Origin of the sequence: Bifidobacterium boum, assembly GCF_000741535.1 — a bacterium.
GTDB classification, from domain to species: domain Bacteria; phylum Actinomycetota; class Actinomycetes; order Actinomycetales; family Bifidobacteriaceae; genus Bifidobacterium; species Bifidobacterium boum.
Map to the genome: position 1 here is coordinate 43,500 of NZ_JGYQ01000013.1, position 13,191 is coordinate 56,690.

A 13,191-nucleotide genomic window follows, 5' to 3' on the forward strand; every position below is an offset into this window, starting at 1 on the left:
GTCTGTTCGGCGATTATCTCGCCACAGGCGATTACGATAAAACCAATACGAACATTCGGCTTGCCGGACCGCCACAAGCGGGGTCGGCGGCATAGAAGCCTCACCCGGCTGCGCCCCACCAGGAGCGCTGCCATAGCGGAGCATACCACCACACATATGAGAGGGATCATGGCTACACCAACGCCACTTCAGGCATTCAGCGGCGTGCCGAAGGCACCCGCAGCGGAGAAACAGTCCATCGTCGACGGTGAAAAGATGACCGGCGCACAGGCGCTGGTCCGTTCGCTGGAGGATCTGGGCGTCAAGGACGTGTTCGGCATTCCTGGCGGAGCCATCCTGCCTGTCTACAATGCCATCAACGAGCACACCAAGTTCCGTTTCGTGCTCACCCGCCATGAGCAGGCTGCAGGCCATGCGGCCGAAGGCTACGCTGTGGCCACCGGCAAGGTCGGCGTGTGCATCGTCACCTCCGGCCCCGGCGCGACGAACGTGGTCACCGCCATTGCGGACGCGAACATGGATTCCATTCCGATGGTCGTCATCACCGGTCAGGTGGGTGTGGGCGCCATCGGCACCGATGCGTTCCAGGAGGCCGATATCGTCGGCATCACGTACCCGGTCGCCAAGCATTCCTATCTGGTCACGAACGCGCAGGATGTTCCGCGCGTGCTCGCCGAAGCCTACTACATCGCCGGTTCCGGTCGTCCCGGCCCGGTGGTCGTCGATCTGACCAAAACCGCGCAAAACGGCCAGATGTATTATTCTTGGCCGCAGCGGATGATTCTTCCTGGCTACAATCCCACCACGAAGGCGCATGGCCACGTGCTGTCGGATGCGGCGAAGCTGTTCTCGCAGTCCTACCGCCCGGTGCTGTATGTGGGCGGCGGCGCGGTCCGTTCCAACGCCGGCAAACAGGTCAAGGAGCTCGCCGACCTGACAGGCGCCCCGATTGTCACCACGCTCCCCGCCCGCGGCATCGTCCCGGATTCCGACCCGAAGGTGCTCGGCATGCTCGGCATGCACGGCGGTATCGCGGCGACCGGCGCGGTCCAGCGCAGCGATTTGCTGGTCGCCATCGGTGCGCGCTTCTCCGACCGTGTGACCGGACGTTTGGATTCCTTCGCCCCCGCAGCCCGCGTCATCCACATCGATATCGATCCGGCGGAAATCGGCAAGAACCGTCAGCCTGACGTGCCAATCGTCGGCGACGTGGCCGAAGTGCTCAACGACTTGATTCCTGAAATCAAGCGCCAGCAGGCCATTCACAGCAAGCCGAACCTCAAACCGTGGTGGGCGCAGATCAACGAGTGGCGCGAGAAGTACCCGACCACGTATGACGAGCCGCAGGATGCGCCGGTAGACGGTTCGCTCTCCCCTCAGTGGGTGGTCGAACAGCTGTCCAAGCAGGCGGATCCCGAGACCATCTGGGTTGCGGGTGTCGGCCAGCACCAGATGTGGGCGTCCCAGCTTATCGATTTTGAGCACCCGCATTCGTGGATCTCTTCCGGTGGCCTTGGCACGATGGGCTTCGGCCTACCCGCCGCGATTGGCGCGAAAGTCGGTTCCCAGCGTGAGTTCAATGGACGCAAGCCGGTATGGCTGATCGACGGTGACGGCAGCTTCCAGATGACCTCCGAGGAGTTGGCGACCGCGTTGCTCGACCACACGCCGATCAAGATCGCGATCATCAACAATTCCGTGTACGGCATGGTTCGTCAATGGCAGACGCTGTTCTTCAACCACCATTATTCGGCGACGAATCTCGCTGACGGTGAAAATCGTGACGATATCGTCGACGTGCCTGATTTTGTCAAGCTTGCCGAAGCCTACGATTGCGTCGGCATGCGTGCGTTCACGAAGGATGAAGCCGTCGAGGCAATCAAGAAGGCCAACGAGATCAACGACCGTCCGGTCCTGATTGATTTCCGCGTCTGGAAGGACGCGATGGTGTGGCCGATGGTTCCGGCCGGCGCATCCAACGACGAAGTCGCATACCGTCCGGGCGTGCGACCGCTGCTCAGCCCGGCCGCCCAGGCGAAGGCCGCCGCAAGCAACACCGGCGAATCCGTCGCGGCTGCGGACGCGGCGTGAGGCACAGCAAGGAAGGCATCAAGGTTTAGAGGAGTCATCATGGCAAACTATCCTGCATCACAGCCGGGTTCCGAGCGTCACACCCTGTCCGTGCTGGTCGAGAACCGTCCTGGCGTGCTTGCCCGCGTGGCCGGCCTGTTCGCCCGTCGTGCGTTCAACATCAACTCGCTGTCCGTCTCCCCCACAGAGCGACCTGATATCTCCCGTATCACGGTGACGGCCGACGTTGAGGCTGTACCGCTGGAGCAGATCATCAAGCAGCTCAACAAACTGCTGCACGTGCTCAAAATCGTCGATCTGGACCCGAGCAATACGGTCGAACGTGAGCTGGTACTCATCAAGGTGAGTGCCAACGAGTCCAACCGTTCCGACGTGCTGGAAATCGTGCGTCTGTTCCGCGTGCGCGTGGTCGACGTGAATCCGGAGTCCCTGACCATCGAAGCGACGGGTGCGGAAGGCAAAATCGACGCGCTGCTCGGTCTGCTCGAGCATTACGGCATCATCGAGCTGGTACGTTCCGGCTCGGTCGCGATGACCCGTGGTCCGAAGGCGCTGAGCGAGAAGGTCATCGGCTCGGAAATCACCGGCCGCTGACGATTCAGACGCCATACGTATGGCCCCGTGAAGCCTTCAGGTTTCACGGGGCCATATTGTTGAAGATAGCTCACATCCCGCTGTCCGAAAGCACTCAGCCTTCGAGTTCTTCGGACAGTTCCAGCCATTCGGCTTCGAGCTCGTCCTTCTTGTCCGTCACAGCGTTGAGCTGCGTGTTGAGCTCGTTGAGACCGGCGAAATCGCTCGGGTCATGCGCAGCCATCTTCGCTTCGATTTCAGCGCGCTGTTCCTCGAGTTTCGCCAGTTTGCGCTCGATGGCGGAGATGCGCTTGGACACCTGATGGAATTCCTTGCCGCCCAGCTTATGCGCTTGTGGCTTGTCGGCGCCGCCGGCATCCGCCGATGGGGCGTCGCTTGCAGCCGCCGCGGAACCACTTGTGTTACGCTTTGTGCCATTGTCGGTGCCGAGGATAGCGGACCAATCACCGTTCTTGCGGGCTTGCTCGACCATATTGAGGTAATCGCCGACACCTCCCGGCAGGTGGCGGACTTTGCCACCGACCAGCGCGAACTGCTCGTCGGTGACACGCTCCAGCAGATACCGGTCGTGCGAGACGACAATCAGTGTGCCCGGCCACGTGTCGAGCAGGTCTTCCATCACCGCAAGCATGTCGGTATCCAGATCGTTGCCCGGCTCGTCAAGGATCAATACGTTCGGCTCGTCAAGCAGGATCAGCAGCAGCTGCATGCGGCGTTTCTGGCCGCCTGACAAATCCCTGATCGGGGTCATAAGCTGTGCGGAGGAAAAGCCGAGCCGCTCCATGAGCTGGGCCGGGGTGACTTCCTTACCGTCGACGATGTAGCTCGGCTTGTAGCGGCTGAGCACTTCCTTGATTTTGTATTTGCCGAGCTGCTCCAGCTCGTCAAGCCGCTGCGAGAGCACGGCGAATTTCACGGTTTTGCCGATATTGACTCTCCCGCACGTCGGGGTGAGCGTGCCGTCGAGGATCTTCAGCAGGGTGGATTTGCCGGCGCCGTTCGCGCCGACGATGCCGAAGCGGTCGCCCGGGCCGATCAGCCAGGTCACATCATCAAGGATTTTGCGCCCGGATACGGTCACCGTGCGCGCGGCGGCGGTGTCTGTTTGCGGCGTCTCTTCCCCGTCTCGCGTATCGGACACCTGAGCGGAAGCTTCACGCTCCCCTGTCCCTGGAATCGGGGCGTCCGGGTCGACGGACAACTGGACGGATCCGGTGACAATCGGTTCGGCGTACAACGGCGGAACCACGTCCACACGCCCGGAAGCCGCAGTGACGGCGGCCGCATCGGCATCGAGCCGCCGCTCGTCGTCCTGCGAGTAGATCTGCGTCACGTCAATCAGATCGACGACCTGCTTGCCCAGACGGGAGGTCGCCATCTGCTTCAGTTCCAGTGTGTTGCGCATCGGGGGTACGTCGGCGATGAGCTCACGCGCTTGTTTCACGTGAAACTTTTGCTTGGTCGAACGCGCCCTCGCCCCTCGAGACAGCCACGCGAGCTCCTTGCGCGCCAGATTGCGACGGCGTTCCTCGCGTACATCGGCCTGGCGGTCGCGTTCCACACGCTGCAGCATGTACGCGCTGTATCCGCCTTCAAAGGGGTCGATCAGCCCGTCATGCACCTCCCACATCGATTCGCACACCTCGTCGAGGAACCAGCGGTCGTGGGTGACCAGCAGCAGCGCCCCCTGACCGGACGCCCAGCGGTTCTTGAGGTGTTCGGCAAGCCAGTGGATCGTCACGACGTCCAAATGGTTGGTCGGCTCGTCCAGTGCGAGGATATCCCAGTCTTTGAGCAGCAGGCGGGCCAAATCGGCGCGACGGCGCTGCCCGCCGGACAGCGAACCGACTTTCGCGTCAAGACTCATGCCGCCGAGCAACGCCTCGACGATTTCACGCGATGACGTATCGGACGCCCATTCGTAGTCCTCGCGCCCCTCAAGCGCGGCCTCGCGCAGCGTCGCGTTGTCGTCCAGCGGATCACGTTGCCTGAGCATGCCGAAGGTCAGCCCGTTGCGCGTGATCACGCGGCCGGAATCAGGCTGCTGTTCCCCGGAAAACAGGCGTAGCAGCGTGGATTTGCCGTCGCCGTTGCGTCCGACGATACCGATGCGGTCGCCCTCAAACACCCCTTGCGTCACGTCAGTGAAAATGGTTTTCGTGGCGAACGAAAGCGAAACGTGTTCCAGTCCAAGATCATAAGTCGGCATAATGCCATTATCGTATCGCCCGGCATAGGCACGAGCGGACAGGCGAGTCCGGCCGCAGACGGCACAGCACGCGCGTCAGCTCCCGCACAACATACGGATATACGTGTTGCAACGCGCCGCGAACCCCGAAAAGACCTGGTCGGCCAAGGGCTGCAGCTGCGGGTCGTATTCGGCGAAATCGTCGCGGATTTTGGCGATCTGCGACTTCTTCATCCCCTCGGTCATCGTCGGTTCGGACAGCCATTCGTCAAGCAGCGTCGCGGTGACTTCCAAGTGGAATTGCAAACCCAAGGCGGAACCCGCACGGAACGCCTGATTCTTGGTATTCGCTGACCGCGCGAGCAGTTGGCCGCCCTCCGGCAAACCGACCACATCGTTATGCCAGTGCAACACGTTGAGTTCCTTGCTCCACATGGAGAAATAATCGTGTTTGTCGACGCGCTTGATCGGGGCGAACCCGATTTCCGGTTCCTTGCCGTGGCTGAGTTTCGCGCCTAATGCTCCGGCGATGATCTGATGCCCCAAGCAGATGCCCAGCACCGGCTTGCCGACACTGATCGCTGCGCGCGCAAGCTTCTCTTCGGCCTTCAACCCCGGATATTGGTCATAGTCCTGCGCACCCATCGGCCCGCCCATGATCACGACGCCTGCAAGCTCCTTGAAATCCGGGAGGTCAGGCTTCTTCTCTTTGACGATGGTGACGGTCTGCGTGGGGATCTGCAAGTCCTCAAGGCTATCCAAAATACGCCCCGGTTTCTCCCACGGGACGTGCTGTATGATAAGCACTTCTGGTTGCGTCATACATACCATTGTGGCATTGCCCGTGTAAACATGTGGACACCCGGCCGGTTTTGTCTGGCAAATCGAATACGCTCATGGATATGGGAAACGTCGAAGAACCGCAGAATTCCAACATTTCCAGCGTGCCACAGCTCGCTGATGCCGCCGCCGGACTGAACCTGTACGACACCGCTTCACACGCCGTGTCGCCATTCAAGCCGATCCGCCCAGGGCATGTCGGAATCTACGTGTGTGGTGCGACAGTGCAAAGCTCCCCGCATATCGGGCATATCCGCGCCGCCGTCGCCTTCGACATCGTCCGCCGTTGGATGCTGCGCCTGGGCTATGACGTGACTTTCGTGCGCAACGTCACCGATATCGATGACAAAATCCTCGACAAGGCCGCCGCCGCAGGTCAGCAGTGGTGGGCGCGCGCCTACTATTACGAGCGTGAATTCACCCGCGCCTACGATACGCTCGGCGTGCTGCCGCCCACGGTGGAGCCGCGTGCGACCGGGCATATCCCCGACATGGTCGAGCTCATCGAGCGGATCATCCGCAACGGGCACGCCTACGTGGTGCGCGACAGCGATGGGAACCCGACCGGCAACGTGTATTTCGACGTGGCAAGCTGGCCGCATTACGGCGAATTGACCCATCAAAAGCAGGGTGCCGTCGAAGCCGACGAGGCTGCGGCAGTCGCCGATCGCATGGGGCCGAGCGTGGATGCGGCGGGCAACGACAAATACAATCCAATCGACCCGGCGGACGCTTCCCCGGATAAGCACGACCCCCGTGATTTCGCACTGTGGAAAGCCCCGAAGGACACCGATCCACAGGATGCGCGTTGGGCGACCCCGTTCGGTGTGGGTCGTCCCGGCTGGCATATCGAATGCTCCGCGATGAGCCATCGATATTTGGGCGAGGCCTTCGACATCCATGGCGGCGGGCTTGACCTGCGGTTCCCGCACCATGAGAACGAGATGGCGCAGACCCGTGCCGCGGGATGGAATTCAGCCGCACGCTGGATGCATTCGGCGTGGGTGACCGCCAAGGGCGAGAAAATGTCCAAATCCTTGGGCAACGGACTGTCCGTGCCGGCTGTGCTCGCCGAACACAGCGCGTGGGTCGTACGCTATGCGCTCGGATCCGTGCAATACCGGTCGATGCTTGAATGGTCTGACCAGACGCTGGCCGAAGCGCAAGCCGCATACGAGCGTGTAAGCAACTTCATCGACCGTGCGGGTTCGGCGCTCGGAGAGCAGCCCGAACGCGATGAAATCAGCGCCATCGGTGCCGACGACCTCCCGCAGGACTTCGTCGCCGCAATGAACAATGACATCAATGTCTCAGGTGCGACCGCCGCGATCTTCAGCGCTATCCGCGACGGCAATGCGGTGTTGTCTCAAGTCCAAGGCGCCTTGGACGACGCCACCCGCGCCCAGGTGCGCGCCACACTTGTCGCAGTGCGTGCGATGCTCGACACTTTGGGGCTTGACCCGTTGGCAGACCCTTGGGCCATCGCAGCTGTCGACGGTGAGAATTCCAAGGCCGGCAAGGCGCTTGACGCACTGATTTCGGCGCAGCTCGAGGCCCGTCAGCAGGCGCGTGCGGCAAAGGATTTCGCCACCGCCGACGCGATTCGCGATTCGCTTGCCGCCGCCGGCATCCTCATCGAAGACGCTCCGACCGGCTCCACCTGGTCGTTGAAATAACCGAATCCGTGCTGCATGTGGCGCGGGGTCTGCCTGTGGGCATGTTCCCCGCGCCCGTCGCAAACGTTGCGGACGATCGCCCGTCAAGACGTGCCTGCCGGCCGAGCACCGGCACCGCCAGACACACTTTGCTCTAATCGAAGACGATATTCACATCGACAATATGCAGCCGGGAAACCAGCGAGCGCTCCAATCGATGTTTGTAGGCGATGAGATCAGCGACACTGGTCTGACTGCCTCCATGCGGTTCCGCGGCCGTCAGCAAGACATTGACCGTGAAGCTCATCCCCGTTTTGAAGACATCGCATCGCGTCAGATCCAAGCCAGACGGCAACCCGCTGAGCGCCTGTGTCGTGACGAAATCACCGATTGTCTCGTCGTCATGCACCCCGCCGATCAGTTCGATCAACGCCTGTTTGAGCACGAGGAACGGCTCACGGATCGTAGCAATCGCAAGAATCACCGTGATGAAGAAATCTCCGGTGTATCGCAACGGTTCGAGCACCGTGCCATGTGGCAGAAGCAGCAGCACCAACGCCATGACTCCGATGCCGAAGGACATCAATCCGTCGATCATCGTGCTGTTGGTTTCCGCGGCAAGCATGGTGCTCGTCGAACCAAGCCGCCGGTTGCAGCGGCGGTAGTACCCGTACAACGCGAAGCACGCGAACACGACGATCGCCTCATACACCACCACCGGGGCTGCCCGCACCGGTTCGCCTTCACCGAATCGAAGATACTCCACCGCCTCCTGCGTCACATCCATAACGGAAAACAGCAGGAGCGATAAGGTGAGCAGCGCTTTCATGATGGCGTACATCGGTTCGAGTGCGAATTTTCCGTTGGGGAACCGTTCACTGGTACGCATGCTGTGCGTGGAGAGAAACGCCGCCACAATGCCGGAAACGACCGAAATCCATGTGAATGCCGAATCAAGGAACATCGCTTTGAGACCGGTCATGAAGAACACGGCCAACCCCGCTGCCGCGCAGAGCGTATTCACGATGATGCCGACGACCAACGCGTGCCGTTCCGCACGCTTATGCTGCACCGGCACCACTGCCTGTGGATGCGGCGCTGTTGTCCGGGAAGCTGAAACACGGTCCGGAGTATGGCTCATCGGTCCTCCTTCGGGCTGGGGTCGTCACGCGTATTCGGTTATACAGCCATCGTATCGAAGGCGCGGGAGTCCGGTTCGCCCCGGGCGCACACCGTTGTGGCGGGACGCCTGTATTCGACGACGGCCGCACGGATTCTGTGGGCTCCGGCGATTCCAGCGGCCAGGATGCGACGCCGATGCCCGGATCTACGCGGTATATTGCGCGGGCCGGGCGGCTTCCCGACCCCCGTTCCACAGGGCTCACGCAATGCGCCGACAATCGATTCCCCGCGGTTGTCCGCCGCCCCGGCAGGCGTCGTTGATTTTCCCGCGCAACGGCTAGACTGGTACGCATTATGGCAGCATTTAGTTCTTTGACAGACCGGCTCTCGAATGCCTTCAAGCATTTGAAGAGCAAAGGCAAGCTTTCCGAGGCGGATATCGACGGCACGATCCGCGAAATCCGCCGTGCGCTTCTCGACGCTGACGTGTCGCTTGAAGTCGTCCGTTCTTTCACCGGCCGCGTGCGCGAACGTGCGCTCGGCGAGGAAGTCTCGCAGGCGCTGAACCCGGCGCAACAAGTCGTGAAAATCGTCAACGAGGAATTGACCGCGATTCTCGGCGCCGGCGTCGACCGTCCGCTGAACTTCGCGAAAAACCCGCCGACGATCATCATGCTCGCCGGCCTTCAGGGCGCCGGTAAGACCACGCTCGCCGGCAAACTCGGCTACTGGCTGAAGGACGCAGGCCACACCCCGTTGCTGGTCGCCGCTGATTTGCAGCGTCCGAACGCGGTCACCCAGTTGCAGGTGGTCGGCGAACGCGCCGGCGTGCCGGTGTACGCCCCCGAAAAGGGCGTGCAGTCCGACGGCGGCGAGGCGGTCGCGGCTCCCGGCCAGACCACCGGCGACCCGGTCAAGGTGGCGCGTGATTCCATCGAATTCGCCAAGCGCAAGCTCTATGACGTCGTCATCATCGATACCGCCGGCCGTCTGGGCGTTGACGAAGAGCTCATGAAGCAGGCCCGCGATATCCGCGACGCCGTACATCCCAATGAAATCCTGTTCGTCATCGACGCGATGATCGGTCAGGACGCGGTCAAGACCGCGAAGGCCTTTGACGAGGGCGTAGACTTCACCGGCGTGGTCCTATCCAAGCTTGACGGCGATGCCCGCGGCGGCGCCGCCCTGTCGGTCGCCAGCGTGACCGGCAAGCCGATCCTGTTCGCCTCCACCGGCGAAGGACTCAAGGATTTCGAGGTCTTCCACCCCGATCGCATGGCCTCCCGCATCCTCGATATGGGCGATATCCTCACGCTTATCGAGCAGGCGCAAAAGCAGTTCGACGAGCAGCAGGCGCGCGAGGCCGCATCCAAGATGTCCGAAGGCACCTTCGGGCTTGATGATTTCCTCGAGCAGTTGCAGCAGGTGCGCAAGCTTGGCCCGATGAAGAACCTGCTGGGCATGATCCCCGGCATGGCAGCCCACCGTCAGGCGCTGGAGCAGCTTGACGAGCATGAAATCGACCGTACCGAGGCGATTATCCGCTCCATGACCCCTGAGGAACGTCGCAACCCGAAGATCATCGACGGTTCCCGCCGCGCCCGTATCGCGTACGGCTCAGGCAACACCGTGTCCGCGGTCAATGGCCTGTTGGAGCGTTTCGAGCAGGCGTCCAAAATGATGCGCCGTATGGCGAACCGCGCCGGCATGGGCGGTATTCCTGGTTTCGGCGGCCCCGGCGGCGGCAAGAAAGCCAAGAAGGGCGGCAAGAAGAAGAAAGGCTCGAAGTCAGGTAATCCGATGAAGCGCGAAGCCGAGGAGAAGGCATTGCGTCAACGGCTCGCCGGCGGCGGCAAGAACTCCGGCGGTTCCGCGTTCGCCAAGAAGCCGCAAAATCCTGCGCTTCCTGCCGGATTGCAGGAGATGATGGGGGAAAACGGCATACCTGACCTGCCGCCGAATCTCGGCAAGGGTTTGGGGGACCTGCTCGGCTGAGCGCTGATTCATCCTGTCGATACGATGCCGAATCGCCGCCTGATATGTGGCGGCATCGGTGTCATCTCGATACCACATCATGATGGGGCCCGCAAGCGTGAATATGCTTGCGGGCCTCATCGTGCTTGTTCTCCTATAATGCTCTTCACAGATACCAGTGGATTGCATACGAAATGGAGCGAACGCGAATGATTACTGCTTTGACGATAATCGCCATCCTGCTGCTGGTCTGGTGGCTGCTTCGCTTTCTGCCGGCAGACGTGGAAGCGCATATGCCGATGCCATACAGCACCGCACTTGACCGGCATCTGTGGGTTCCCGCAATCATTGGCATGGTCTGGTCCGTAGCGCTCGGCTGTTGGTGGGTCGCCGCACTGTACCTGACGCTCCTGGTCCTCGTGTCGGTAGGAGAATCACCATATTATCGACGCTGGTTCAGCAAGCCAGCAGAATCATCGCACGCCACGGCGAACAGCGTGGCTGTCAAACCGGCGGATTCCAGTCTCCCCACCGGCGGAGTCATCAACGCGATGACCCTCAACTGCCGGTATGGTCGTGCTGACGCGGCGGATATCGTGCGTCTGGTACGCGAACAGCATATTGATGTGCTCGCGCTCGAAGAGCTGACCGACGAGCTTATCGGGAGGCTCACCCATGAGGGGCTGGATGCGCTACTGCCCTACTGTCAGCAGGGCGCGCAGCATGCCGGAGACAATGGCGGATTCAACGCGGTCTGGTCGCGCAATGAGCCGGTCGGGCGTATCGCGACGTTCCTAGATATCCACGCGGCGGATGTTCCCGCCATCACCATCAATGTGGACGCGCACAACAGTGCAGACCAGACAAAACGGCAAATCACGTTCGCCGCCGCACACACGAAATCGCCGATGCGCGGATGCCGGGAATGGTCGTATGGTGTGCGGGCGGTGGACGCCATCGCAACCAGTCCGGAACCCACGGTCATCCTCGGCGATCTGAACGCTTGTCTCGACCATCGTTGCCTGCGTGACACACTTGCTGCCGGCGTGCACGACGCGAGTCTTGACGTGGCGCACGGCCCGACACTCACCTTCCCGTCGTGGACGCCGTGGCCGCGGATCGAGCTCGACCACGCGTTGGCGAACAGTGGCGTGGTCTTCCATTCGGCGCAAGCCATCACCGTGCGCAATACCGATCATCGGGCGCTGCTGGTTGAGCTGAAGCTCGTTTGAACCGGCATTCGCCTCATTGATGACGCGGCGCGTGCGACACGCGAGAAAATCGTGGGGTTCGCGCTATACTAGTTCAGTTATTCACGAGTGCGGAGCCCTCTCTTTCCGCGGTCGTGAGGAACACGTGGGTTCGGTTTCCGTGCCCCACACAGAAGCTGCAACCTGCATTATCAATACAAGGAGAGCCATTTTGGCAACCAAGATTCGTCTGAAGCGCATGGGCAAGAAGTTCTACGCGTTCTACCGCGTAGTAATCATGGATTCGCGCAACAAGCGCGACGGCCGCTCCATCGAAGAGATCGGCACCTATGATCCGAACAAGCAGCCTTCGCTCATCCAGATTGATTCCGAACGCGCCCAGTATTGGCTGGGTGTCGGCGCACAGCCGTCCGAGCCTGTGCTCAAGCTGCTGAAGATCACCGGTGACTGGCAGAAGTTCAAGGGCATTGAGGGCGCCGAAGGCACCCTGAAGACCCCGGAAGCTGGTCCGGACGCCGCTGCTCGTATCGAGGCCGCTGAAGCCCAGGCACAGAAGCTGAAGGCCGCCAAGTCTGAGGCCGAGGCCAAGGCCAAGGCTGAAGCCGAAGCCGCCGCTGAAGCCGAGAAGGCCGACGAGACCGCTGAAGCTCCGGCTGAGGAAAAGGCTGAGTGACATGCTCGCTCAAGCTGTTGAACACCTCATCAAGAACATCGTGGATTTCCCGGATGATGTTTCGGTCAAATCCCACGAAAACGCGCGAGGCGAACTGCTTCGCGTGCGCGTGAATCCTGAGGATATCGGTCGCGTCATCGGCCGCAAGGGCCGCACAGCCAATGCGATTCGCACGGTTGTACAGGCTATCGCCGACCATAAGGTGCGCGTCGATATCATGGACGTACGCAGGTGAGCGAGAGCGTGGTGCGTCAACAACACTCCGACGACCCTCAGCAGCGTGAACTGCTGAGGGTTTGTCGTATCGGCCGCGCTCAAGGGCTCAAAGGCGAAGTCACCGTACAGGTGTTCACTGATGAGCCTGACTACCGGTTCGAACCGGGTTCCGTGCTGTACACACGTGACGGCGAACAGGAATTCGAAGTCGCGCATTCGCGGACCTTCAAGAACCGTTGGATCATCCATTTCGAAGGTGTCGACGACCGTGACGCCGCTGAAGCATTGAACGGCACTGTTCTGTACGGCGAGGCCGACGACCCGGAGGATATGCTCGAAGAAGACGCATGGTATCCGAAGGATCTGGTCGGACTGGAAGCCCGGTTCGCTGACGGCAACACGCTCGGCGCACCCGACGGGCAGACGGTCGGCAAGGTCGTGGATGTCATCGAAGGCGCCCAGTATCTGCTTAAAATCCGGCTCGCCAAACCGGTGGAGGGCGAAACCAGTACGCTGGTGCCGTTCGTCGACCAGTTGGTGCCGGATATCGATTTGGAAGACGGGTATTTGACGCTTGACCCGCCAGGCGGGCTGATTCCCGGCTGGTGACCCGTATCCGTCGCATTC

Annotated in this window: 11 protein-coding genes; 8 read left to right on the top strand and 3 right to left on the bottom strand. The window is 61.3% G+C overall.

The genetic code is table 11. The features are described from left to right. Positions 1–168: 168 nt before the first annotated feature. Positions 169–2,091 carry an acetolactate synthase large subunit gene (locus BBOU_RS04200; RefSeq protein WP_026503398.1) on the top strand — a complete coding sequence of 641 codons (1,923 nt, stop codon included), beginning with the start codon at positions 169–171 and terminating at the stop codon, positions 2,089–2,091. 39 nt (positions 2,092–2,130) lie between these two features. After that, positions 2,131–2,685 carry an acetolactate synthase small subunit gene (gene ilvN / locus BBOU_RS04205; RefSeq protein ID WP_026503397.1) on the top strand — a complete coding sequence of 185 codons (555 nt, stop codon included), beginning with the start codon at positions 2,131–2,133 and terminating at the stop codon, positions 2,683–2,685. 94 nt (positions 2,686–2,779) lie between these two features. Here the strand turns inward: ilvN and BBOU_RS04210 are convergent, their stop codons facing one another. Both BBOU_RS04210 and BBOU_RS04215 read right to left on the bottom strand, forming a co-directional pair. Beyond that, entirely contained in the window at positions 2,780–4,894 is a 2,115-nt protein-coding gene (locus tag BBOU_RS04210; protein WP_026503396.1) for an ABC-F family ATP-binding cassette domain-containing protein, read from the bottom strand. 75 nt (positions 4,895–4,969) lie between these two features. Beyond that, positions 4,970–5,695 (bottom strand): type 1 glutamine amidotransferase, encoded by a 726-nt coding sequence (locus BBOU_RS04215; RefSeq protein ID WP_026503395.1) that lies wholly within the window; start codon positions 5,693–5,695, stop codon positions 4,970–4,972. Positions 5,696–5,775: 80 nt separating this feature from the next. On the opposite strand from BBOU_RS04215, the gene cysS reads away from it, so the two are divergent. After that, a complete protein-coding gene (gene cysS / locus BBOU_RS04220; protein WP_026503394.1) occupies positions 5,776–7,389 on the top strand; it encodes a cysteine--tRNA ligase in 1,614 nt (537 codons plus the stop codon). A gap of 133 nt (positions 7,390–7,522) precedes the next feature. Here the strand turns inward: cysS and BBOU_RS04225 are convergent, their stop codons facing one another. Next, positions 7,523–8,446, bottom strand: coding sequence for a cation transporter (locus tag BBOU_RS04225; protein WP_026503393.1), 924 nt, complete (start codon positions 8,444–8,446; stop codon positions 7,523–7,525). A 398-nt stretch (positions 8,447–8,844) separates the two neighbouring features. On the opposite strand from BBOU_RS04225, the gene ffh reads away from it, so the two are divergent. The 5 genes from ffh to rimM all read left to right on the top strand — a co-directional run bounded on the left by ffh (position 8,845) and on the right by rimM (position 13,173). Continuing rightward, the gene (gene ffh, locus BBOU_RS04230) at positions 8,845–10,485 is read left to right on the top strand and encodes a signal recognition particle protein (RefSeq protein WP_033490452.1); all 1,641 of its coding nucleotides are present in this window, start codon (positions 8,845–8,847) and stop codon (positions 10,483–10,485) included. A 188-nt stretch (positions 10,486–10,673) separates the two neighbouring features. Beyond that, on the top strand, positions 10,674–11,696 hold the full coding sequence (locus tag BBOU_RS04235; protein ID WP_026503391.1) for an endonuclease/exonuclease/phosphatase family protein: 1,023 nt from the start codon (positions 10,674–10,676) through the stop codon (positions 11,694–11,696). 190 nt (positions 11,697–11,886) lie between these two features. Further along, positions 11,887–12,348 (top strand): 30S ribosomal protein S16, encoded by a 462-nt coding sequence (rpsP, locus tag BBOU_RS04240; protein ID WP_026503390.1) that lies wholly within the window; start codon positions 11,887–11,889, stop codon positions 12,346–12,348. Between the two features lies 1 nt (position 12,349). After that, positions 12,350–12,583: an RNA-binding protein gene (locus BBOU_RS04245; protein ID WP_015449829.1), complete on the top strand. Its 234-nt coding sequence runs from the start codon at positions 12,350–12,352 to the stop codon at positions 12,581–12,583. A gap of 8 nt (positions 12,584–12,591) precedes the next feature. Further along, on the top strand, positions 12,592–13,173 hold the full coding sequence (gene rimM, locus BBOU_RS04250) for a ribosome maturation factor RimM (protein WP_026503389.1): 582 nt from the start codon (positions 12,592–12,594) through the stop codon (positions 13,171–13,173). The last annotated feature ends 18 nt before the right edge of the window (positions 13,174–13,191 follow it).

Coding starts and splice junctions, on each gene's coding strand:
- BBOU_RS04200 (WP_026503398.1), top strand. CDS start 169: ATGGCTACACCAACGCCACTTCAGGCATTCAGCGGCGTGCCGAAGGCA.
- ilvN (WP_026503397.1), top strand. CDS start 2,131: ATGGCAAACTATCCTGCATCACAGCCGGGTTCCGAGCGTCACACCCTG.
- BBOU_RS04210 (WP_026503396.1), bottom strand. CDS start 4,894: ATGCCGACTTATGATCTTGGACTGGAACACGTTTCGCTTTCGTTCGCC.
- BBOU_RS04215 (WP_026503395.1), bottom strand. CDS start 5,695: ATGACGCAACCAGAAGTGCTTATCATACAGCACGTCCCGTGGGAGAAA.
- cysS (WP_026503394.1), top strand. CDS start 5,776: ATGGGAAACGTCGAAGAACCGCAGAATTCCAACATTTCCAGCGTGCCA.
- ffh (WP_033490452.1), top strand. CDS start 8,845: ATGGCAGCATTTAGTTCTTTGACAGACCGGCTCTCGAATGCCTTCAAG.
- BBOU_RS04235 (WP_026503391.1), top strand. CDS start 10,674: ATGATTACTGCTTTGACGATAATCGCCATCCTGCTGCTGGTCTGGTGG.
- BBOU_RS04245 (WP_015449829.1), top strand. CDS start 12,350: ATGCTCGCTCAAGCTGTTGAACACCTCATCAAGAACATCGTGGATTTC.